This window comes from Rhizobium binae (assembly GCF_017357225.1).
GTDB classification, from domain to species: Bacteria; Pseudomonadota; Alphaproteobacteria; order Rhizobiales; family Rhizobiaceae; genus Rhizobium; species Rhizobium binae.
The window spans coordinates 1-22736 of the sequence record NZ_CP071608.1 but is presented as its reverse complement, the minus strand read 5'-3'; the positions used below and the strand labels follow the sequence as shown (position 1 = coordinate 22736).

At 59.7% G+C, this 22736-nt stretch carries 15 protein-coding genes; 3 read left to right on the top strand and 12 right to left on the bottom strand.

Translation table 11 applies throughout. The features are described from left to right. Positions 1-11: 11 nt before the first annotated feature. The gene (locus J2J99_RS29295) at positions 12-2543 is read right to left on the bottom strand and encodes a S8 family peptidase (RefSeq protein ID WP_168302183.1); all 2532 of its coding nucleotides are present in this window, start codon (positions 2541-2543) and stop codon (positions 12-14) included. After that, positions 2431-3519: an AAA family ATPase gene (locus J2J99_RS29290; protein WP_168302182.1), complete on the bottom strand. Its 1089-nt coding sequence runs from the start codon at positions 3517-3519 to the stop codon at positions 2431-2433. The genes J2J99_RS29295 and J2J99_RS29290 overlap by 113 nt, the downstream gene beginning before the upstream one ends. Before the next feature lie 251 nt (positions 3520-3770). Here J2J99_RS29290 and J2J99_RS29285 point away from each other — a divergent pair, with 251 nt between their 5' ends. Next, on the top strand, positions 3771-5489 hold the full coding sequence (locus J2J99_RS29285) for an ATP-dependent nuclease (RefSeq protein ID WP_207601004.1): 1719 nt from the start codon (positions 3771-3773) through the stop codon (positions 5487-5489). Then, positions 5476-6894, top strand: coding sequence for a UvrD-helicase domain-containing protein (locus tag J2J99_RS29280; RefSeq protein WP_168301572.1), 1419 nt, complete (start codon positions 5476-5478; stop codon positions 6892-6894). The genes J2J99_RS29285 and J2J99_RS29280 overlap by 14 nt, the downstream gene beginning before the upstream one ends. A gap of 9 nt (positions 6895-6903) precedes the next feature. On the opposite strand, the gene J2J99_RS29275 is transcribed toward J2J99_RS29280, so the two are convergent. The 4 genes from J2J99_RS29275 to J2J99_RS29260 all read right to left on the bottom strand — a co-directional run bounded on the left by J2J99_RS29275 (position 6904) and on the right by J2J99_RS29260 (position 14977). Next, the gene (locus J2J99_RS29275) at positions 6904-10182 is read right to left on the bottom strand and encodes a UvrD-helicase domain-containing protein (protein ID WP_168301571.1); all 3279 of its coding nucleotides are present in this window, start codon (positions 10180-10182) and stop codon (positions 6904-6906) included. Next, the gene (locus tag J2J99_RS29270; protein ID WP_168301570.1) at positions 10179-12785 is read right to left on the bottom strand and encodes a PD-(D/E)XK nuclease family protein; all 2607 of its coding nucleotides are present in this window, start codon (positions 12783-12785) and stop codon (positions 10179-10181) included. The genes J2J99_RS29275 and J2J99_RS29270 overlap by 4 nt, the downstream gene beginning before the upstream one ends. A gap of 73 nt (positions 12786-12858) precedes the next feature. After that, complete coding sequence (locus J2J99_RS29265; protein WP_168301569.1) at positions 12859-13728, bottom strand: hypothetical protein; 870 nt, start codon at positions 13726-13728, stop codon at positions 12859-12861. Between the two features lie 100 nt (positions 13729-13828). Next, positions 13829-14977: an RHE_PE00001 family protein gene (locus J2J99_RS29260; protein ID WP_168301568.1), complete on the bottom strand. Its 1149-nt coding sequence runs from the start codon at positions 14975-14977 to the stop codon at positions 13829-13831. 512 nt (positions 14978-15489) lie between these two features. Here J2J99_RS29260 and J2J99_RS29255 point away from each other — a divergent pair. Beyond that, a complete protein-coding gene (locus J2J99_RS29255; RefSeq protein ID WP_168301567.1) occupies positions 15490-16407 on the top strand; it encodes a recombinase family protein in 918 nt (305 codons plus the stop codon). A gap of 289 nt (positions 16408-16696) precedes the next feature. Here the strand turns inward: J2J99_RS29255 and J2J99_RS34780 are convergent, their stop codons facing one another. The 6 genes from J2J99_RS34780 to repA form a co-directional block, all read right to left on the bottom strand. Continuing rightward, entirely contained in the window at positions 16697-17329 is a 633-nt protein-coding gene (locus tag J2J99_RS34780) for a TniQ family protein (protein ID WP_168301566.1), read from the bottom strand. A 152-nt stretch (positions 17330-17481) separates the two neighbouring features. Continuing rightward, positions 17482-18348, bottom strand: a complete 867-nt coding sequence (locus J2J99_RS29245; RefSeq protein ID WP_246638646.1) for a TniB family NTP-binding protein — start codon at positions 18346-18348, stop codon at positions 17482-17484. A gap of 162 nt (positions 18349-18510) precedes the next feature. Further along, positions 18511-18765, bottom strand: coding sequence for a hypothetical protein (locus J2J99_RS29240; protein ID WP_168301564.1), 255 nt, complete (start codon positions 18763-18765; stop codon positions 18511-18513). 271 nt (positions 18766-19036) lie between these two features. Further along, complete coding sequence (gene repC, locus J2J99_RS29235; RefSeq protein WP_168301563.1) at positions 19037-20317, bottom strand: plasmid replication protein RepC; 1281 nt, start codon at positions 20315-20317, stop codon at positions 19037-19039. A 155-nt stretch (positions 20318-20472) separates the two neighbouring features. Next, positions 20473-21495 carry a plasmid partitioning protein RepB gene (gene repB, locus J2J99_RS29230; RefSeq protein ID WP_168301562.1) on the bottom strand — a complete coding sequence of 341 codons (1023 nt, stop codon included), beginning with the start codon at positions 21493-21495 and terminating at the stop codon, positions 20473-20475. Beyond that, positions 21492-22706, bottom strand: a complete 1215-nt coding sequence (gene repA, locus J2J99_RS29225) for a plasmid partitioning protein RepA (protein ID WP_168301561.1) — start codon at positions 22704-22706, stop codon at positions 21492-21494. Before repA ends, repB begins: the two co-directional genes overlap by 4 nt. Between the last annotated feature and the right edge of the window lie 30 nt (positions 22707-22736).

Sequence of the window (22736 nt, the reverse complement as noted above, 5' to 3'; positions counted from 1 at the left end):
GTTCTCCTCAATTATGGAGCGGCACGTTGAGCCGGACGCGGTTGAACGCGATTTCTCACCTGATCGTAGATCCTGAGCTCGCCAGGCATTTCGAGTGTAACCGCCAGGCCGAAAGGAACCAATTCGTCAATGGCGCCAGCCGGATCGGGTTCCCTTTGAATTTTCAATCTCAAGCTCATACCGTCGCCGACGACCGCGGCTTGTGCACCGCTCCACACCCGCGTAAAGAGCGTCCCGCGATTGGTCTGGTTCCCATCCGGTTGCCATGCGTCAGCGGAAACACCAAGACCCGCGATCTCGGCCGGATCGAGGATTTTCATCCTCACAGCACGATAGGATTTCCGACCGGGCACGACCGGTGTAAACCAAGCTAATGTGGCAGACAGCGAGTGGGCACGAGCCTGTCCGCCGATCGCAGCCGGTATCGGCACTAGCACATCGACGCTTCGCTCCCTCCCCAGCGACCCAACACACCAGAAGGTCGCGCGGTCCGCGGCACAGGCGACGGCATCGTCGCTGTCGAACACGCCATATCCGAGGAAGCGGCGAATGTTGTCCTTTTGACGTGGAGCCTGACCCTGACCGAACGGTCCTAGTAGCTCTTTGACCAAGCCGGCGGCCCCATTCGGCCAGCGTGCTGGGTGCACAAGCAAAGCCTTGATGAGGACAGCTCGTTGGGTATTCGTTAGCTGAAGAAATTCCTGACCATAGGCCGCTTCCAGGGCATCGTGGATGCGGTGAGCCGTTCGAGAAGCCAGTGCAGTTGCTGCGCTCGTTCCATTTGTGAAGCCCTCGGCATTCTCGAAGCCAGGGCGTGGCGGTGCGGCTACTTTGAGGCCCGCTCCTCGACTTGCGCCCGCCGGTGCGACCGTAATGCTCTCCGCGCTGGCGACGACGCGGAGGTGCTCTCGTGCGCCCGGCATAAGGATATCCGGCTTAACGGAGCCTGCGAATCCAGGGCCTAGGGCGCTGGACGGGTTCGCAATGTCGAGCTCGGAATAGGGGTTGACGTTAACGCGTGCCAAGGCTCGCTCAGCGTTCGGCACCCAATCCAGGTTTCGAGCGCCGATGGTCAACCCATTAATCGTTTCGGACGGGGAGAGCAATCGACGGTCGGCGACCACTGCCGCGACCGCGTTGATCACGCCTCGCGCGCGCTGATCGGCATTGGCATCCTCGAAGGCGACCCGGTTTGCAAAGGCCGCGACGGGGAATTGTGTGGTGATATTGCCGGCGCTGACGAGGAAAAGGATACCGAAGCGGTATGCCAGTCTGTCGAGAAGTCTCGCCCAGGGCGACAGCTGGCCGTAGAATGGGCGCCGGAGATTTCCGAGCGATATATTGATGATGATAACATGTGGAGCCGAGGGCTCATTGCCCGCGCGCATACGGATGACAGCCTGATAGATTAAATCAACGATCAGCCTGTCCGCTGGAAAGCGGTCATTGTCGCCTAGAACCGGAATGCAGTGCACCCGACGAGGCAGCGGCTGCTCCGGCTTGTTGCGATCCCCGTGGACAATGAGGGAGGCCATGGCCGAGCCGTGATAACGTTGCGCCACAACAGCGCCGGGCTCAAGCCCGAAATGATCCTCTAGGCTCAGATGAGGCTGCAGCAGCGGGTGCCCCGCGACGGGAACGCCATCTAGAAGCGCGAGAATCGGGTCGGCGATGACAGGTCCCATCGCTGGCGCAGGAGCAGCCGGCAAAAGATCATTGGTATCAATTCCGGTGACAACGCTCTGCGGGCGAATGTGCATGATCGGCTCGACACCGGCCAGACTGCCGGGAGCCCGCTCCACGACCATCCGAATTGCCGCCGCTGGCAGTTCTGCAAGGATGGCGTGGTAAGCAATGTCATCCAGCCTGGCGCGGCTGAGAGGTCGACCACCACTCTGCCTGATCGCCTCTGCGACTGCCGCTTCACTGATCGCACCTGCGTCAGGTGACGCGCGGAACACGAGTTCGATTTCAAGAGGAACAAACTCGTCGTCCGCCCGGCCTTCGATCTCGTCAGCTAGGACATCCGCATCCAATCGCTGGACGCGATCGGCAGGACCCCAAACACGAAGGTCGCGAAGACAGGCAAAGACGTCCCGCCATGGTGTAAAGCCCTGCGGCAACACCCGGCCCGCCACCCAGGTTCGCCATAGCGATTCTATCTGCCGCAGTGCCTGCAAATCCGGTACAAGCAGGTAGGCAACGGGTGCCTTGTCCTCATCGCCCGGCAGCTCTTCCTCATCGATAAGTTCGAGGCCAGGAACATTGTTGATCGCACGAGCAAAGGCCGCAATGCTTCCCTTCACTTCAAATACCAGTAGTCGCTCGGGCGCCAGTGCCGAAGGATCAGCGCGTAGCGCCAAACCGCCAGGGTCGCGTTGAAGAACGTCCGTCAGACGCTGGAATTTCGGGCCGAAGCGCTGGTTCTGGTCAGCGGTCGAGTTTGGTTGAGGGCCGCGCACGACGGCTTGTCGACCGGGGGCTCGTGGTTGCGGGTCGCTCGGTTGCAGTCTCAGTATCGGCTTGGTCGGATCGCTCGCCATTCAGAACCTCAGGACTAACTCTTGTTGCCCAGAGGTCCAGTTCTGAACGAAGTGCATCGTCGATTGAAAGCTCCCCCAAGCCCAATATCTGCCTTCTTCGCACGTTTTGGCAGAAATCCAAAGCCTCTGCGAAACTTACGGTACCCAATTTTGCGGCAATCGACCTAGCTGCAACTTTAGGCGCGTGGGGCCATTGCGATATGATGCGGTCGAGAAAAACCCCGATCCTCTGTCGGTCGGGGGCGGGAAAAGCCAGCCGCATCTGGAAGCGCCGCCAAACGGCCCGATCGAGCAACTCGGCGTGGTTGGTCGCGGCGATCACAACGACATAACTGGGAAGCTGGTCCAGTTGCATCAGCAGGAACGAGACGACGCGCTTGATCTCGCCGGTCTCGTGGGTATCGCCGCGTTCCTTGCCGATCGAATCGAACTCATCGAAGAAGAGAACGCTCGGCCGCGTGCGAACATAGTCGAAGAGCTTGCGCAGGCGAGCATTTGTCTCGCCGAGATAGCTTCCAATTAGGGCGTCGTACCGGACAACGAAAAATGGGAGCCCGAGTGCCTCCGCAACAGCCTCTGCAAAGGAGGTCTTGCCGTTACCTGGTGGACCGGAGAGCAGAACCCGGTGGCGTGGCTCGTAGCCATGAGCGCGCAAGACATCGGCACGAGTGTGTTCTTCAATGAGTTGGCGGCCGCCCTGCTCTACCGGAAGCGGAAGCATCAGCTGGTTGAGCTGAAGTCGCGGCTCGAGTTCGAGTATCGTGTCTTTTCCAGAGCCGGCAGGACTAGAAGCGGCCGTCAGGGCCGGCGGCGTTACGGCGACCGTGGATAGCGCCCGCTCTAGCCGATCGGCGACGATATGGTGGTTTTGCGCTCGCTCTTCAGCGACCAGCGCTTCCGTAGCAGATTTCAGCATAGCCCGATCGCCGGATGCACCAGCGCGTACGAGGGAAATGAGAAGGTCGCTTCGGGCCATATCGATCGCGTCTCTAAAGGTTCTGAACTTAAACTCGCGGCAACGCGAATCGTAACTCAAATAGTTGAAAAAGTCTTGCCACGTGAACGTCTCCGGCTTCTATACATGAAATTTGCGCCTCGCCAACGCAAGGGAAAACGTGGCTCTTGATTACGCGCAGTAGGTGTAGTTTTTGATCCAGTAAGCGGAAAACCAAGGGCCACGGATAAGAATAATTGGCCAAGGGTTAGCAGCATAGGCGAGGAGCCGGCATGACATTGGTTCGAATCCTGGAGATCGCGAACTTTCGAGCGATTAGAAAGCTCCGGTGGCTGCCAGGACCCGGGGTAAACTGTCTGGTCGGCCCGGGCGATAGCGGGAAGTCCACCATTCTCGACGCAATCGATTTATGCCTCGGCGCGCGGCGATCGTTGTCTTTTACCGATGCGGACTTCCATGGGATCGACTTCGATCAGCCTATCCGCATCTCCATTACTCTTGGCGCTCTAGATGAGCCACTCAAGAATATCGACGCGTATGGCGATTTCTTGGTGGGTTTCGACGCGGCTAGAGGAACCGTGGAGGCGGAGCCAGGTGCTGGGTTAGAAACGGCGCTAACCCTGCAGCTCACCGTGCAGAGCGACCTCGAGCCGGAATGGACGCTCGTGTCGCCCCGTGCGCAGGCAGCGGGACGAACGCGCAATCTCAGTTGGGCCGATCGCACCCAGATCGCCCCGGCGCGGCTCGGTGGGGCGGGCGACTCACACCTAACGTGGCGGCGTGGCTCGGTGTTGAGCAAAATCACGGAAGGCAAGGCGGATACATCGAGCGAACTGACCCGGCTGGCGCGCGAGATGCGTGATGCTTTTGATCAGGAGAAACTCAAGGAGTTGGAAGGCTCATTGAAGATTGTCACCGCCGCTGCAGGTGAGATGGGCGTTCCTGTCGGTGCGGCGGTGCAAGCCCTTATCGACGCCGGTTCGATCAGCTTTACGGGCGGGTCGATCTCGCTGCACGACGAGAGCGGTATTCCGCTGAGGTCGCTCGGCCTGGGATCGTCGCGTCTTTTGATCGCCGCTCTGCAGCGGAAAGCTGCAGAAAAGGCAACGACCTTCCTGATTGATGAGCTGGAATACGGCCTTGAGCCGCACCGCATCATCCGCTTGCTCGGGGCGCTCGGTGCGAAGGAAGAAATTCCTCCGATGCAGGTGTTCGCGACGAGCCATTCACCAACGACCGTCACCGAACTGAGCGCTCACCAGCTCCACATTGTCCGACATAAGGATCACGAACACACCGTGACCCGTGCCAGCGACGCGGGGGACGTGCAAGGAACGATCCGGGCTCACGCCCACGCCCTCCTCGCCACATCCATCGTTGTGTGTGAAGGCGGAAGCGAAATCGGCCTTATGCGCGGGCTGGATCAACATTTTACCGGAACGGGTGAACTATCGCTTGCCGCCTGCGGCGCCACGCTCGTCAACGGCAATGGCGATGAGACGTTCAGCCGCGCCAACGCGTTGCAGTCCCTTGGATACCGCGTCGCCATCCTGCGCGACAGTGACAAGGCCGCGCCTGCTGCAGCGGAGGCGACTTTCCTGGCCGGCGGAGGGGAGGTCTTCGCCTGGGGCGGGGGGCGGGCGCTTGAGCAGGAGCTGTTCGCTGCCTTGTCCGACGCGTCCGTCGCGCAACTCCTCGAGCTTGCAGTCGAAGCAAAAGATCGCGCAATCATCGACGCGCATATCAAGACGATTTCGAACAACTCGACGTCGCTGATTGTTCTTGAAGCCGACGCTTTAATTAACGGCTTCGATACCGCCAGCCGAACGCTCCTGGGGAACGCTGCGGCGCGGTTCGGTTGGCTTAAGACCATTACAACCATGGAGGCCGCCGGACGGACCATCGTCGGGCCTTCATATGCCGCCGCCAATGCCAGTTTGACGAGTGTGATGGATGGCGTCTTGAAGTGGGTTGAAGATGGTAGCCGGTGAAATCGACCTGAATGCAATCAAACGGGGACTTGTCGTAGCGCCTGCTGGCTGCGGAAAGACCCAGCTCATCACGGACGCGCTTGCGCGACACGACGGCGCGAAACCGGTTCTGGTGTTGACGCACACCAACGCCGGCGTGGCAGCTCTGCGCGGGCGTCTCGAAAAGGCGGGGGTGAAGCCGAGCTCTTATCGAGCAGCCACGTTGGATGGTTTTGCTATCCGGTTGATTTCGACGTTTCCGCAGCGCGCGGGGCACAATCCGCGGATAATAGATGGTGCCCGCCCGAATTATGAAGCGATCAGAGACGCAGCGGCTCGACTGGTCGCAGCCGGACATGTGCACGACATTCTCGCCGCCAGCTACGAAAGACTGTTCGTCGATGAGTATCAGGACTGCTCGATCCGCCAACACGCGTTGGTGACCTGGCTCGCCCAGAGCCTGCCGACAGCGATCGTCGGAGACCCTTTCCAATCCATCTTCGGGTTCGGGGGCGACCCTCTGGCGGATTGGAATTCAGAGGTTCTGACATTCTTCCCAGTTGTCGGGGAACTCACCATTCCTTGGCGGTGGAACAATGCCGGAGCCGCCGAATTGGGGAATTGGTTGCTCTCTCTCCGGCCCCTGCTCGCCAGCGGCACACCGATCGACCTGCGGACGGCGCCCGCTGCAGTTCAGTGGATCGAGCTCGACGGCCGGCGCGATGATGCACTTCGTTTGGAGGCGGCCGCGGTACAGGTCCCCGGCGAAGCGAAGGTCCTGATTATCGGCGACAGTATTGACCCGCGTGGACAGCGTCGCTTCGCACGTCAGGTCGATGGTGCCGTCACCGTAGAGGCCGTAGACTTGCGCGACCTGACAGACTTTGGAGCTGCGCTTGATCTCAGCGACCCGGGAGCGCTCGCCGTGGCTGCTGGATTTGCTGAAAATCTTATGAGCAATTTTTCAGCCGATGACCTTGTGCGGTCGATCACTGCCGCCCGGGCGGGCAGCCTTAGCCGTGCCTTGTCCGACCTGGAACAGGCGGCCGTTGTGTTCGAGCAGGAGCGAACGCTGAGCGCGCTTGCAGACTTGTTGGTGTCTATCAACAGGGCGGGCGGGGTGCGATGTTATCGGCCGGCGGTGCTTGCCGCAGCACAGCGCGCCCTGCAGCTCGCCGCCTCCCCAGGGGGACCATCCTTCCGCGAGGCGACTGTTGCGATCCGCGAGCAGACGCGGTTGGTTGGGCGGCCGCTTGCCAGACGCTCGGTCGGCAGCACCTTGCTACTCAAGGGCCTTGAAGCCGATGTCTCTGTCGTTCTGAACGCCGCTGCCCTCAACGCTCGAAACCTTTATGTCGCGATGACGCGTGGATCTAGCCGGGTGATCGTTTGCTCCTCATCCCCGATGCTTAATCCTGTCTGGTGATCACGGGACTCACGGTTCGATCCAAGAGACATGGCCAGCTGACATGTAAACGACGGCCCCGCGTTCAGCACCGGTCACGCTCAGATAGTCACGTAGCTGTGCCGCGTGTGCACCCTGCGCAGTCGCATCCGGATTCACATCCGATTTCCAGTCTATGACCAGGACGATGCGATCACCGTCGACCCAGGCGGCATCCGCGCGACCCGCTAGATAGCGTGGCGGGGCTGCTGCCCAAAGCGGAATTTCGGGCACCAGCCGCCCGATGAACGGCTCAAGGTCGGGCATGCGCAATGTCCGCAGCGCTGTTCTCCCCATTTCCGCGGGATCCGGCATGCGCTTATTGTCGCTGTCATCCACCGCGGCTTGCAGTTGCACTAGCAGTTGTCCAGCTCGCCGCGTGACGTCTTCCTCGCCTTGGGACAGTTCGCCATTAAGAAGCTCCTCCATCAGCTTGTGAAGAACGTTACCGCGCAGGGCGCCTGCTCCGACGATTCGTTGTCCGTCCGAGGTGCTATCCACGACAAAGCTGTCTATTGTGTCTGCGCTACGGTCAGGATCGCGCTCGCTAGGACGATCCCAGAGGATGGGTTCCGAGGCTGCCACGATGCGCTCGCGCTCCGCGATGAAAATCGCATCGGTCTGCTCGTTGGTCAGGACATTAGCAGCGGTTACTTCAGGGGCAGGCAGCATGTCCGTTCGAAGCTCACTCAGACGCTTCTGTCCCAGATCCATGACCCTAGACCACGAGCGCGACGAGGCTCCTGGCAGATCTGGGATGACGAGCAGATCGCGGGCACGCGTCGTCGCGACATACCACAGCCGTTCACGCTGCCTCGCTTCACGAAACTCTTCCTCGCTGCGGGCGACTGCCAAGGCCGGCGGCTCAATGCCGCCGACGATCCAATGAAGGGTATCGTCCGATTGGCGATAAACAAACTGGTCCTGAGGCTTGAAACGAGTTGACGAGTTCACCGTGATGACGACAGGCCATTCAAGCCCCTTGGCGCTATGCATCGTGACGATTTCGACCGCGTCTCCAGAGACATCCACCCGTCCCTCGGGGTGGCGGCGTTTTCGCTCCCACCCCCGCTGGAGATCGAGCGCAAACGCCCGCAGGCCAGCTACTCCATAGGATCTCGCTAGCTCGACAATCGCATCGAGGTTCGCCAATGCACGAGCGTTGCGTTGGCCATGGCGCGCGGCCATTACCACCCGGAGGTTCAAGCGCTCGATCGCGTACGCTAGCAATTGCATGGGCGTGAGCTCCGCAGCGAGACTGTGCAGACCCTGGAGTTTGACGAGCACGTCACGAGCGAGAGGATGGACGACGTCGTCAGCCACCGTCCGCAACTGAAATCGCCGGCGACCGTCCGCATCAGGCGCGAGTGCCGCCGTGACGTCGAGCAACTCTTCGTCGCTCATGCCAACAAGTGGGCCGCGCATAAACGCGCCAAACGCGAGTGTGTCCAAGGGATCGCTCAACGTTCGGACCAGAGCCAGAAGATCTTGCAATTCCTGCCGCCGGAATAATGCGTTGCCAGCCTGAGAGGCGACAGCGATCCGCTGTCCTTCAAGGGCGCGCTCGTAGCGCCATAAATCGGTGTGCGTGGGCGCGAGCAACGCTATATCACCTGCCCGAAGACGCCGTTCTGTGCCGTCTGCCTCGGTAATCGTAAGTGCCCCTATCAAGCGCACGCAAAGACCGGCCACTGCCTCTGCCTCCGCCTCGCGCTGCTCCTCTGCGCGGGCATCGCGCGGCACGTCGATCGTCAGCTTCGCCGCAGCTGGAAATGGCAGCGGCGGCGGGTTCACTGTAGCCGTCAACGGTACGAAGCCAGGCTGCCCCGGCTTAGCAAGCACCTGCTGGAAAACCTCGTTGATATGTTCGAGCACTTCCGCCCGGGACCGGAAATTGGCTGTAACGTCTAGCAGGCAGCCGTTGGATGATCTGGCGATCACCGACTTTGCCACGGCATAGGCCTCGATGTCGGCCCCGCGAAACCGATAGATAGCCTGTTTCGGATCGCCGACCAAAAACAGCGCGCCGGGACGGAGCTCAGCCTGTTCCCATCGGCCGGGAGGCGTGGTTGCCGCGATGAAAAACAGGATCTCGGCCTGAAGAGGATCAGTGTCCTGGAATTCATCAACGAGAAGATGCGGGTAGCGGCCCGCGAGCCATTCGCGGATTTCCGTGTGCTCGCAGACGAGAAGCCGCGCTTGAAGCAGAAGGTCATCGAAATCCAGGACCGCAGCATCACGCTTGCGCAGATCATATGCATCGATCACTTCGCTCAAGACCGCGGCCAGTTCATGCACAAGCTTCTGGGCAATCGACCCAATCAAGACTCGGTATGCCGCGCTCACCTGCTCGTACCGGGCGGACGCCTCGTCACCGCGACGCTGGCCTTCGGCGGGTCCGAGAACACTCTTCCAGGCCGCCATTCGGCGATACGGCTGTAGATCGATGGACCGCGGCAACATAGCTTCGATGCGTGGGGGCTGTGTCAAGCGCCAAAGGACAGGAAATGCGGTATCCGTAAGGGCTTCGTTATAGAATGCAGCCAAACGTTCCAGGTCATTGATCAAGTCCGCTGTGCCAGCCTCGGCTGGACCGGCGGCGTGCCAGCGGGAAAACGCCACGACGGCTTCGTTGAATGTCCGGTCCGGCCGGGATGAAAAATCAGGTGAAGGCGCACTCGCGGTGCGATGGTCTCGGCGTAATACGGCAAGTTCGCGGACGCGCTCGACGACTCCAAGCGGATCGTCCTTCGCCAACGTTGCGATCGCTCCATCTTCGTCGGCGCTGTCCGCCAGCTTGTCCTTCAGCCACTCGGCAAGCACTTCGTCGAAGAGAGCCTCGGCGACAGTCGCATCAACCACTCTGGATCCGGGATCCAGACCCGCGGCGAGCCCGTGCGAGCGGATGATGCCTTGGCAAAAGCCGTGGATCGTCGTCGCCGTGATCCCATCGAGTCGCGGAGCCGCGGCCTCGAGACGAGCAAGCGCATCCGCGTCTAGCGGCTGGGTGAGTATTTTCGCAAGCGCCGGCGGGATCTTTCCGGCCCGGAGCTCCGCAATCGTCCAACGAATTCGCGCTTCAAGCTCGCTTGCCGCCGGTTCGGTGAAGGTGATCGCGGCGATCTTTGAGGGTTCAATCCCGCTCGCTATCATCATCGCAACACGGGCAGCCATCAAGGACGTCTTGCCGGTGCCAGCGGCTGCCTCGACCAGGATGTTGGATATGAAGTCTGTTAACGCGCGTCTGCGAGCATCTAGGTCAGCGATCACGGGCTGCTCCAAAGCTTAGATAGCGGGCTATTCACCTGCGCGAAGGGACGTTGCTTAGTACGACGATAGACGTCCAGGTCGGATGGCAGCGCGATCGAAATCGGATCAAAAAACTCCGGCTGGGGACCCAGCGCGATCTGCCCAGTCTTCTGAAGTTCGACAGCAGCGGCTGTGAAGGTAATAGCTTCCTCGATGGCAGCTGCGAGTTCGTCTTGGACCAAGCTCAACGTGCGAGCGGGCTCGTGCCTGAGATAGGTCAGCCGAGACTCGACGTACCGGACCTCCGGCAGCAGCGATTTGGCGGCCAGAGCATAGAAAACGCGTTGGAGCTCCATCCCTCGATTGAAAACGATGGTCTTCTTCCGCTCGGGCGCCGCGCCTGCCTTGTAGTCGGTAATGATGGCCGCACCTCTAGACGCGTCCTCGTCGAGCCGATCGATCCTGCCGCGAAATGCAATACCAGTCGCTCCCACCGAGACTGGCGAAAGCGTTGTCCAAGGATGAGGCCCGGCGATGGGCTCGCCGAATGTGAGCTCGGTCCAACTCGTACCACGAGGTTCTCCAAGAGCATCTCGCAACCCCCGCGATGCGCGCTCCCGGGCCACTGTCATGGTATGGCGCCATAGCAGACCCGGTGGGACTGCACGTGCGATCGGCCAAATGTCGCCCAGTCGCTTGGCTTCATCTGCTAGACCGATGTCGATCTCATGAACATTCCTCGGAGCACCGTTCCGGAGAACTCCTCCAATGAGGGCGTGGACGAGTTCTCCGAACGCGCGTTGGTCGAGCGCCAGCGGCTGGGGGTCGAGATTGGGCTCGCGCCAGTGAAGCGCGTACTCCCAGACAAATCCAAGCGGATTGCAAAGGAGGCGATTTAGGGACGTCGTGGATTGCACTTCCGCGAGTGCTTCCAGGACCAAATGATGGTTTGCCCGAATCAGCCCGTCATGCGCGGTATGCTGCTCGCTATCCTGCCAAGCCCTCCAGCAGGCGCGGCTGGACCGAATCTGCGATTGCTTGCCTGCATCTACAGGTCTTGCATAAAGGCGATCGCTTTCGCTGAAGGCGTGCCGGGGAATGGCGCTCCGGCTCACAATCCTTTGCTGATCGCGGCGCCATAGCGTGCTCGCGGCTTGCAGCGCACCCGTCGCGCTCCTGTGCCCGCGCGAGAGCGCATAGTGGTCAGACTGAGCGACGAGCAGGTTGTACATCATTCGGTCCTCGTCGGCGATATCAGCTGAAGGAAGCTTAATCTTGTCGAGAAGATGCTGCGGTAGTAACGGATCTTCGACCGCCTGGCGCGGCCAGGCGTTCGCCTCGAGGCCGAGAAGCCGGAGATACTTGCGAGGGGCGCCGGCTAGATGACGAGTTGGTCCCCACACGACGCTGCTGCCGGGCTCTCTCCCGTCGTCGACACGGAGGGCCTGGAGCGAGAGTTCGACTGCTTGGGGAGGCGCCATGCGCAAGGCATCCTGCCACAAGGTGAGCGCTGGGCCACGCAACAGAAGACGTCCTGCTCGTTCCGCCGCGAGGAGACCGCTAGCGAGAACCTCGATAACCGGTAACAATGATTTTTCGGCAGCATCGCCATCGGCCCGCTCGGCCCGTGCTTGCATCAGGGCGTGCCGCCAATGCTGCGCGGTCGACAAAGCAGCGCTTCGCCTTAAACCCTTGGCCCAGTCGAGGGGGATATTCTGACGCGCTGGAGAAACCCGGGCGAACAAGAGGCGCACGCGTTCTTGCGAGAGGCCCCTTAGTAGAACATCGGCCAGCGCGGCACAGCTCTGGCCTTCACGCGTCGCTAAGGCGGGGACGCCATGGCTAAAATGCAAGGGAAGCCCAGCCTCGCGCGCAAGCACCAAGAATGTATCGTCCCATGTACTCGGCGAAGTGGCCGTGATCGCGATCTCACTTGGAGATATGCCGTCTTCCGCAATGAGCGCCCTCGCCCAGCGCAGCGCCTCTCGCACCTCGCTCCGCGGATCGGCGCAGACATCGGCGGCGGCGAGCCGGCTGCGGCCGGCGGGCAACACTTCCTCGTTTCCGGGAAACCAGCTCCGCTGGCAATGGGCTGAACCGACCCATCGCACTGGAACAACGTCGCAGAGGTGCATGATGAGCCGGTGCCAGATGGGCTTGATGTCAGGAACTTCATGAAGCGTGACGGAACCCAAAAGTTTTGGAGCGAGATGCAGGCGCTTCAGTGCCGCTTCAACGAGGTCTGGCGGGGCGAGTGTACCCGGAGGCAACGCCTCTCTCACACGCCGTTCCAGCATAGCGAAGTCACGTAGGCGGGGATTGTCCGCAATTTCAGTTAGGATCCCGGCCTCCCACCAGCTTCGGAGTGAGGTGAGTACAGCAGATGGCATCCCGGGCAGGCCAGAAACCTGTCCGATGTCCTCATACATCCCAGCGTCAAGAGCCGCTCGTATCGCGGGATACAAGGTTTCTTGTGAAGCTGGAGCTATGAAGCCGCCCGCGAGCCGAGCAGCTAGAAGGGGAAGCGTTAGTATCTGGCGCCCGATCGCGCCTTCGCGCGCAGCGGTGAGCCGCTGCATCCGCAATGCAAGGGGGCCGTCGACGATCACGGTATGAATGGACATTTCTCCGCCCCCACATCTTGGCCTCGCGCTGCCACCTATCCCCGAGTTAGCCATACAAGCGCCAAACAATGCCTCACCCGTTTGTGCCCCGCCGGACAAACAATCCCTCAAGGTGGGCGACCATGTTTTCGAGGGCGCTACCCAGCTTATCGAGATCGGCTTTACTTATCGTACGCTCTCGACCGTCGTGATCGCGACCGTAGCGGTGGACGCAATCATGCCGTACAGGAACGAACTCCATAAGTATTTTCTTTGTCGCTTCGTCAGGAAAAATTGTAGAGCCCAGCGCACTCCGATAGTATTGATCGATCTTCACGAAGTTGTGGTACATCAACTCGCGCAAGCGCGTATGCACCCAATCACGAAATGCATCTGGATTTGATGCAAGCTCAACGACACTGATCTTTTCGGCGGCCCATTCCTTGTTGCCCCTCACCAGTGCTGACATCGATTTGGGATCGTCAAGCACTAGGCGAATCAGGCGGTCGCTTAGATACGCCTCGATCGCGGAAAAGTATTGGACAAGCAGCATTCGGTTCAGCGCGGCAATCGATCCATGGCCTCCGCTCTCGACCTCGCTGGCGACGAAGTCGATGTCGTAGGTCGCAAACTTGAAGATCTGCCCAGGGTCATTTGGTAGGTTTTCACGCTGATAGGCTTCCGTCCCCCATTCGTCATCGGGACTCGCGATGGGATCATTAATCACTTCAACCGGTGTGTTTTCATCCTCGAGTACCGCTGCCAAGCCTGCGCCCGTATTCCTGATCCCAACTCTAAACTGTCGATCGCACTCGGTGCACTCCACGGCCTGCTCAACAAAGCCTTGCGCGTCTGACTCGCGGTCCGCCATGAGGTCATAAGGCGGCACCTCCTCAAGGATTGTGTGAATAGTAGCCCCACATCCGGAGCACACGAATTTTACGGAAGGTAGACTAAACTCCATGCTCCCCTTTCGTTTTACTCAAGTGCCACTATCGCGTCCGAAAGCTATTTGCGCCAGCTCGTTATGGAAAGAACATACGGCTTCGAGACTCTCTGGCAGGTTAGAGTATTCCCCACGCCCGAAACCTCCCCCTCCCCGTCATCTCCCTCAAGCCCAGCTCCAAAACAATCCGCCGCGCCGCCTGCGGCGTCATGTCGAGCGCCTTGGCCACCATCCCGGCCGACACCAACGGTTTTGCCATGGCCAGCTCGACCAGTTCCGGCAATTTCGAGGAGGTGCGGCGCCCCTCCAGCTTCCGCTCGAACAGCGTGCGCGCCAGCACCAGCCGGTCATGTTCTTTCAGTCCGATCTCGGCGGCCGCCAAAAGTCCGTGGGCGATGGCGAGCAGCCGCGTCTCGCGATGACGGTGACGCCGGCGATCGACGGGAATGGTTTTCAGACCGAGGTTGATGGCGGCCAGATGGGTGCCGGTGGTGATGGCGGCCTGGCGCAGGATCGAGGCGGCCAGCAGCCGGCCGAGCCAAGGCGCGTGCTGAAGGACGGAAAGCTCGTTCCAGGCATCGAGGGCAACGATCGCCTGCAGAACCGCCGGCAAGTTTTCGGCCTGGCGCAATACGCCTCGCCATTCGTCGAGCCGGGCATCCTCATCCCAGTCGAGATCATAAACGAGCGGGTCTTTTTCGGCCGCGGCGCCGGCGCTGGGTCGGCCGAGCCGTGTGGCGCTCTCGATCGCCGCCCGCGATCGGGCCAGAACCGCATCGATGGCGGCATAGTCGACGCCGGGGAGATTGTCCGCGTCATCACCATCGTCCCCCTCCCCTTCTGCATCGATCGGGGATGCGAACCGGACGACGCCGGCCGTCCCCGCCACGCCCTCGCCAACCAGACTGCTGTCCGACGTTTGTCGCAAAATCCGGATACCCTCGGCGGACAACGTCCAATCTGGCGGTTGCGCCGCAATGCGCCGGCGGGTGCGCAGCACGTCGCGGGCGATGGTGAGTTCGTGGGTGGGCGTGCGGATGTCGCGAGTGGCGTCGTGGAGGACGAGATCCTCGAGATGAACGAGTTCGCCCTCGATCCACAGCGAGGCGCAGGCGTCGGCGAAGTTTTGGCGCTCGATCCAGCCCTGACCGACCGGAGAATGGGCAACCCGCTCGTCCAGGCGCGCCAGAGCGACGCCGGCGTCAAATGCCGGGCGCATCAGGGCTGTCATGCTGATTTTCGCGAGATCGTAAGCCATTGAAATCATGGTAAATGATTTGCTAAAGGAACGCCAGCGCGTCGTTACTGTTCTTCATATGGTACGATCGTGCGCTGGGTTTTCTATCATCGATAATTATAGGTTATCGATGGTAGTTGATCTGGAGTCGCAAATCAGCAATGTCAGCCGTCCTGGATGACCGGAAACGCCTGGTTTTCCGGCCTTTTAGGCAAATTTCGGCGAGGTTCGGCGGAAACGTCTCTGCTCTACAGACGACTCCGAGCAGCCCTCCCCTTCCGATGAGCTGGGAATTCTCCATCCGCTTCAAGCTCAAACGGGCCTTCGTGGTCGCCCCCTCCTCGGATCTCTCTATTTTCAGCCGTTTCCGCCGCAGATGGCCACCAGAGCGCGTTTCACGCTGGTCACGGCCCGACGCCCGTTCGGCATCCCTTTTCGACTCTGGTGGGGCTGCATTGACTCCATAAAACACGCTTGCAACTGGTCATTTTCTCACGCATTCCTTAACTGTACAAAGCACCGTAAAATCGCGCGAGAAAATCATGGCAAAACGGCAAGCCGCCAATCCAGCGCCGGCCCCCAAACGTCTTATCGGTTATGCACGCGTCTCGACCGACGATCAGGTCCATGATGCGCAGATGGACGAGTTGCGCGCCGCCGGCTGCGAGCGGATTTTTCAGGAGCACGGATCCGGTGCGTCACGGGCCAGACCGGTTCTGACGAGACTCCTCGTCGAGCTCGCGGCTGGCGACGTGCTTGTCGTTGTCCGGCTGGATCGCCTCGCCCGCTCAGTCAGCCATCTGTTGCAGGTGATCGAGGACCTTGAAGAACGCGGCGTCCATTTCCGATCGATCCGCGATCCCATCGACACGTCCACCCCCCAGGGGATGTTTTCTCTTCAGGTTCTCGGAGCTGTCGCGCAGCTCGAACGGGCTTTAATCGCCGAGCGAACCAGAGCTGGCATAAAGGCGGCAAAAGCGCGTGGCAAGCTGCCGGGCAATCCTGGACTTCGAGAGCGGCGGCCAGAAGCGATCAAGGCGGTGTCGAAGGCGCGAGACAAACTCTATCTCGACGAGTTGATCTCGTCCGCCCAAACGTGGCTGCCGATGGTGCGGCAACTCCGGCCTCAGCACAGCTGGGACAATGTCGTCCGGGTGCTAAATCGCCGGGGCCATGACTGGACGGTGGAACGCCTGCGCCGCGCGGTGCATCGGATGGTCCGCGAGAAGCTTGCCGACTCCGAGCTTTTGGGGCGCTCGCCCCGTCGTGCCCCAGAGGATCACCTGATGAAGCTCGTTGCAGCGATTGCCATTGCTGATCCAGATCTGTCGCTGCGCGATATTGCCGCCCAACTGGATCAGATGGGTGAGCGGCCGGCACGCGGTGGGCGCAAATGGCAACCGTCCTCTGTTCGCCACCTGCTGGATGAGGCACATCGGTTTGGTCTCATCCGTCATTGAGGGCACGGAGCATCAACTTGCCGATTGCCCGGTTTCTTGCGCGCCTTGTTTTGGACGGCAGAGATTTCCAGCCTTCGCTTTCGACAATGCCGCGGGCCAACTGCCGGTACTTGGTTTCCGCACGTAGATTTAGAACTGACGCCGCCCGCGTTGGTGGAGGTACCGGATGATACTCTGGGACCGGCCCGCGCTCGAATTGCCGAAAGGCTTCGCGAACGGAGGCAGAGAGTAGAGCCTTCTTGGCGGTCTCCTGAAAGAGGAGGTCTGAAATAGCCGTAATGGTCACGGCTCACCATGCCGGTGGAAGGCTGGCCAGCGGCGCCGCGCCTGCCGTAACTGACGGCCGTTGACCATAAGGCAGCGATAAACCCAGCGCGGCGATGTATGGCATCCCTTCCGGCCGTGGCGTCCAGAGGAAGCGGCTTGCCGTCTCGGTGCATTCAAACTCCGACCCGCCCTTGCCGATGGCCTCGCCTACTAACGATACGACCTGCAGCAAGTCTGTTTGATCGCGGCGCTGGAACCGCCGCGCCCAGACGACCGCATCGCAATCACGGCAAACCAGTCTAACAACACCATCAGGCGTAGACCGAAACTGAAACAGACAGCTGCGGAAACATCCGCCGCAGTTAATCTCGAGGCCAATTCTGTGCCGGGGGCAGACCACTGCTTCGACGCATGGCCACGATTGGCGGCAGTAGTGGTCCCTCCCCTCCTCGGCATCTTCGTCCAGGCATGCCGGACAAACGCCTCGATGCGCCGCATCGCTGACGAAAGACGCTCTGCTGCGCCCGGTAGCCTTCAGAGACAGTTGCTCCAGATCGACTTGCCGCAGGCGACAGGCAAGCGCCCATAGACGCGGACTGGTCGGTCGGAATGTCGTGATTGAAGAATTGTGTGTTCGAGCCTTCCGAAAGTCCACTTATCCGGTTTCCAACCTGCCGGGGTGAGATGGTTGGAGCAATGGCTCGCCACCCGCCAACAACAGCTGAGAAGCTTATCCTCAAAGGGCCGTCGGGCAATAGCCAGCAGCCGCACCGGTCTCACTGGGTTGCATGTCGCTGCAGGCGGCCTTCAGTGCGCCGCGCCATCGGCAACCAGCGGCAGGACAAGGTTGTCACCGTCGAAGCTCTCAAAAGTGATCGTCTCCTTCCCATTTCGGACGGCTTCGACCGCAACTGTCTCGATCAGGCGAAAAATTCGCACCGTGAAGCCATCGGTCATATCCAGAACTTTGCGGCGAACCGCTGCGGTCCCAAGCTGAGATGACTGGCGCAGAGGCATTATGCTTTCGAGACTTGCGAGCAACTGCGCAAACTGCTGTGTATTTGACCACCGCTTAAGGTGAAATGCTTCAAACCTCTCCGCGAGCTGAGGATCCGTCAACAACGCCTGACGGGCGAGATCGGTACCGGCGCAGGTCAACGGGACTTTCAGATCGTTCGCCAGAAAGCGAATGACGTTGAGGAAGACCCGTTGCTGCCGATACGTCCCGGTCAGCAAGGCATGGATCTCATCGATGATCAGCATCCGAGTGCGGCAAGTGGTCTTCAGACGGAAGGTCTCGTCTCCGCTTGGACCCGGTGCGCTCATTGCATTGAGGCGTTCGCCGTATACATCGCCTTCGACGGGTTCGGCCGGCATCTGCATCGCCACGACCGGCATGCTCGTCACCCCGGTTCCACGATCGGAGATGGGCTGGTGATCGCGAAGAAACTTTCGGATGATTTTTGTCTTTCCCATGCCGATATCGCCATAGAGAAGCAGACAAGGCATTCGATCCCGCGGCGGATAGGAGAGCAGATCTTCCAGCCGCGCCAGTGCAGCCCTCGCATCGGCTGTTTCCTGCCAACGATCTGCACGGATCCAGCCGACTCGTTCTTCAATCCCCACCTCGGCATACTGGCGATAGGCTGGCAGGAGGTGGAGATATTCCGTCATGACCATTCACCGATAACGGTGCCAAATCAAAGAAATCGATTTCGTCGGTCATCCGTCATTTCCGCCTGCTGCCGGTTGGTCGCCAGCACTAAGGCCTCCGATCTACATTTGTAGGGAGTGATGATTCCCGCCGGCCTTCGCGCTGGCCGCGCCCAGTGACGGTCAAGGGGTCCGAAGGTCACATTCGCTCGGCGACTTGCCCTTGACCGTTGCTCCAGTCCGGTTTTCCACCCGCGGAACGCATATTGCATAGGCTGCCGATACTGCCAGCACAGGCACGGCGAGCAGCTTTGTGCTGATGATGCCGGACTGAATAGCGCGAATAATGGTGATGCCGAAGATCGCCACTATCATCGTCGCCGTCTCTGCCGTCAGAGCGAGCCGCGGTGTCACCGTTCGTAAGGCGACCTCGTCCATTCGATCTCAACCGTCCGCCGGAGGGGACGGGCCTTCCCCATTCTCTGACGCCGCAATTCAGCTCTCTCACCAGTCGCATCTTGTGCTCTGCCTCGAGACGCAACTTGTTCATAGGCGCACACCGCGCATATTTAGCTCCGACAAAAATCTCTGCCCGAAAAAACAATTATCTTTCAGTACCTTATACCGGTGGTCAGTTGACCACCGAAGAAAACTAGTTTCCGCGTCATGAAAATTTTGAGTTCGGTCCCAATTCACGATGATCAAAGCTCTACCCGACCTTCAACCTGCCCTCCCCGTGCGCCCGCAGGCGCGCCATCAGCATCGGGCCGATTGCGAATTCTCCCTTTTCGCTTCGCCGCGTCAGGCCGCGAAGATAGCCACCGGCCGAATTGATGTGGCCGCCGCGCTCCAGGATGCATGCCATCACGGTCGCGGCATTTTCCGGCCCCATCACATTGGCGGCCTCTTCGTATGCCGACGGACTGACGCCCAGCATCGATCGAACGATGACGGCTGCGGCCATCAGATCGCGCCAGTTGCGGATTACGCCATCCGGCCCATAGGCAAGGATTTCCGGGCAGGCCTGCAGAACGAGGCCGAGCGGGAAGGATTTCAGTCCGCCACCATCATTGCGGACCCCCGGCTGTCGACTTTGCTCTGCCTCACCCCTACCCTTCTCTGGCGTCACGCCCCCTCGATCGTTGTCTTGCTCAGCCATCGCGCCCCGCTTCGTTTCGAAGCCTGGTTCAAATTCAATAATGGATTCGGGATTTGAATTCTGTATGTGACGCTCAATATAATCGGCATTGCCGCTCCGTTTTGTTGATTTAATCCGAATTTCCAATCGGTTAAGGATATCCGCCCGCTGAACCTCCAATTCATCCAGCAGCAATTCAAGCTGCGCTACCGTCGGCGATCGCGGCAGGCCTTCGATCAGGTCCCGGAATTCGCTGTAGAGGCCTTGCCAATCCCCGGGGATCTCTTCTTCAACTGCCGCTTCGATCAATTTGGCAATGTCACGGCGGCAAAGGGTAATGCGTTCACGCAAACGCTGGACATGCAGCCGCTCAGCCATCACTGCGGCCGCAAGCTGTTCGATCTCCTCGGCACGGGCAAGCAGCGGCGCCAGCGAGAAGCCGAACGCCTCGTCGACCTCCCCTGCCCTGTCCCTGCGGACGTAACGCTTGCCGTTGGGGCTATCCTTGCGCACCAGAAGACCTGCCTCGACGAGCGCGGCAAGATGACGCCGCACAGTCTGTTCAGCCATGCCATGCGTTCTGAGCGAAAGCTGGATATTCGACGGGAAGACGATCAAACCGTTTCCCTGGGCCAGCTCATTCTTCGGATAAAAGCTCAAAAGCGCGTTGAGCACGGCAAGCGCTCGATCGCCGATGCCAAGCAGCGGCTTTGCTTCGCACAGCGCGCGAAACAATTTCCACTTATCAACCGACTGATCCGGTTTGATCTCCCCGGCCATGACTTGGTTTGCAAGCATGCCAAGCGTCATCGACCGCCGCCCGAAGGGCGTCGTTACGTTTGTCGTGTGCATTATCTTTTACCTTTCAGCAGGCAAAGGAACTCAGCTCACCAACACGGCGCTAAAAACTCTTGACGAGGATTCGAGGAAATGCGATTCTGTTCTTGCTAGAGAGACAGAAGGGCTTCCGCGACGGCGACGTTGAGGGGGCTCTTTTCTTTTGCGGTTTACTCTCCGTGTTTCCGTTGATTCTCAACATGGTACGCTTGATACAACGCTGGCAAACGCTCGAGTACGAAGGTCGCAAAATCAGGCGTCGCCTTCCTGTCAATCGTGATTTCCAGTTTGGCCTTGCTCTGCGTCACCTGAGCAATTCTGGTGCCGTCCGGGGTGGCCATGACCTCAGGAAGTCCGCGCGCAACCCGACTCGGCTTCAGACTAGCGATCACCACCTTGAACCGTTCTGCCGATGGCAGCGCTTGAACTTCCTCCGACATCGCATATTTCGACACATCGGCCGGTGAAGGCGCTCTCTCGATCAGCTCCGCTAGCTGCTGCCAACTCGGCCGTCCAATGCCAGGAGCAGCACCAATAGCATCGATTAGTTCAGAGGGGAGGGCGTCGACGAGCAGAAGCATCTTCGACAAATTACTCTTGTCGATAGACATCGCGGCGATGACAATTTCTCTTGAAAACTGCCTGTTTAGGTGATGTGCGAAGCGCGCCTTTTCGATGAAGGTAAGATCTTCTCGCTCATTGTTTTCCTGACCCTGCGCTACGACCAATTGCTCGTCTGTCAGTTCGCGAACAACCGCCTTGACCCGGATTCCCAACTCTGAAACGGCGCGCAGCCGACGGTGGCCGAAAGCAACTTGATATCGGGCGGGCTGGTCCGGATGAGGTCGTACAAGGATGGGGACTTGCTGTCCTTGGTCGCGGATCGAAGCAAGGAGCCCGTCGATGTCCCCCGGCATACGATCCTGCACAAACGACGGCTCAATTGACGAGGCATCCAACTCTATCACTACCTGCCCTTCAGCAAGACGCCGCTCGATCTCTTCGGCACGGCTGAGACGATCGTTTTGCTCTCGCAGCGCGTTTCCAATGTTCGCTGTGAGCTTCGTTGCGGGATCGCGCTCCTTCCTTGCCACCCCGAGAAGCGGCATGGATCGATTCTTTGCGGCTCTGTAGTCTGCGGACGACGTTTCGGGCGCGTCTGTTGAGACGTCAAGGATGTGCTTCCGGCTCATGTGGGTCTACCCCATGCTTTTTTGATCAGTGTTTCGATTTCGTCGTTGACGGCATTCATCGCCTCCAACGCTCGGTCATAGGTCGAACGCGTGAACTGGCCACGCTCGATTTCAAATAGGGTCTGGTTTGTCAGACCAGCATCCGAAACCGCGGTGGTTTTAAGCATCGGGAAATTAAGGACATTTTCGCCGAAAATAGACCGCAGATAACCGACCATCTGATTTTGCGGTCCATCGCTCGGTTCGAAACGAGTTATCAAGTAGCGCATCCAATTAAACTTGAACTCTGCGCCAGCGTTCTCGATTTCGCGCAGAAGGTTTGATGTCATTGCCAGAAACTGGTTCATCGACATCACGTCCAGCATCTGAGGATGGACAGTGACTAGGATCGATGTTGCGGCAGTCAGAGCCGAAAGCGTGAGGTAACCAAGCTGGGGAGGGCAGTCGATCACCACGACGTCGTAGTTGTCTGCGATGTCTTCGATCACCTGACTGATACGACCGTAAAAGAGCGTGTCGCCTTCCTTGCGCTTCATCAGCGCACGCGGCGTGTCATGCTCGAATTCCATCAGCTCAAGATTGCCCGGGATCAGGTGGAGATCAGGGATATACGTTGCTCGGACAACCTGCTCGATAGCAACCTGCTCTTCATCGTATCTGATGGCGCCGTAAAGCGTCTGGTTCGGACCAACGTCGGTTTCCGGCTGGCTACCGAAGAGCGCGGAAAGACTCGCCTGGGGATCCAGATCTATGGCCAGGATGCGATATCCGCGCATAGCGAGATACTGTGCCAGATGCGCGGCGGTGGTGGTCTTGCCAGATCCACCTTTGAAATTCATAACAGAGATAACCTGAAGCTGTTCGCCATCTCGACGATGCGGCAGGTAACGCCGGTTCCCGCGGCCGACCTGGTCCATATGCTTCCGAATCGCATGGATATCTTCAATTGAGAACATTCGCCTGCCACCCGGGCTCATGCTAAGATTCAACTCCGGCATCTCTGACGCGGTCTGGCGCAAATAGGACTCGCCAACGCCGAGCAGCTTAGACGCCTCAGACGGCCCGAATGTTCGAATGCCCTTCTCGGAATGCGGTGGGAAGACCTTAAGATGATGTGCTTGAAGTTGGCTCGAGAGGGCATCGGCATGACGCTCCATCAAGGCTGTCAATCCTTCAACTGCAGGTGCTTCTTTTGCGGCGGCCTTCGCCATATCGATAACCCATTTGTTGCCACTGGCGGT

Coding starts and splice junctions, on each gene's coding strand:
- J2J99_RS29295 (WP_168302183.1), bottom strand. CDS start 2,543: ATGGCGAGCGATCCGACCAAGCCGATACTGAGACTGCAACCGAGCGAC.
- J2J99_RS29290 (WP_168302182.1), bottom strand. CDS start 3,519: ATGGCCCGAAGCGACCTTCTCATTTCCCTCGTACGCGCTGGTGCATCC.
- J2J99_RS29285 (WP_207601004.1), top strand. CDS start 3,771: ATGACATTGGTTCGAATCCTGGAGATCGCGAACTTTCGAGCGATTAGA.
- J2J99_RS29280 (WP_168301572.1), top strand. CDS start 5,476: ATGGTAGCCGGTGAAATCGACCTGAATGCAATCAAACGGGGACTTGTC.
- J2J99_RS29270 (WP_168301570.1), bottom strand. CDS start 12,785: ATGTCCATTCATACCGTGATCGTCGACGGCCCCCTTGCATTGCGGATG.
- J2J99_RS29265 (WP_168301569.1), bottom strand. CDS start 13,728: ATGGAGTTTAGTCTACCTTCCGTAAAATTCGTGTGCTCCGGATGTGGG.
- J2J99_RS29260 (WP_168301568.1), bottom strand. CDS start 14,977: ATGATTTCAATGGCTTACGATCTCGCGAAAATCAGCATGACAGCCCTG.
- J2J99_RS29255 (WP_168301567.1), top strand. CDS start 15,490: ATGGCAAAACGGCAAGCCGCCAATCCAGCGCCGGCCCCCAAACGTCTT.
- J2J99_RS29245 (WP_246638646.1), bottom strand. CDS start 18,348: ATGACGGAATATCTCCACCTCCTGCCAGCCTATCGCCAGTATGCCGAG.
- J2J99_RS29240 (WP_168301564.1), bottom strand. CDS start 18,765: ATGGACGAGGTCGCCTTACGAACGGTGACACCGCGGCTCGCTCTGACG.
- repC (WP_168301563.1), bottom strand. CDS start 20,317: ATGCACACGACAAACGTAACGACGCCCTTCGGGCGGCGGTCGATGACG.
- repB (WP_168301562.1), bottom strand. CDS start 21,495: ATGAGCCGGAAGCACATCCTTGACGTCTCAACAGACGCGCCCGAAACG.
- repA (WP_168301561.1), bottom strand. CDS start 22,706: ATGGCGAAGGCCGCCGCAAAAGAAGCACCTGCAGTTGAAGGATTGACA.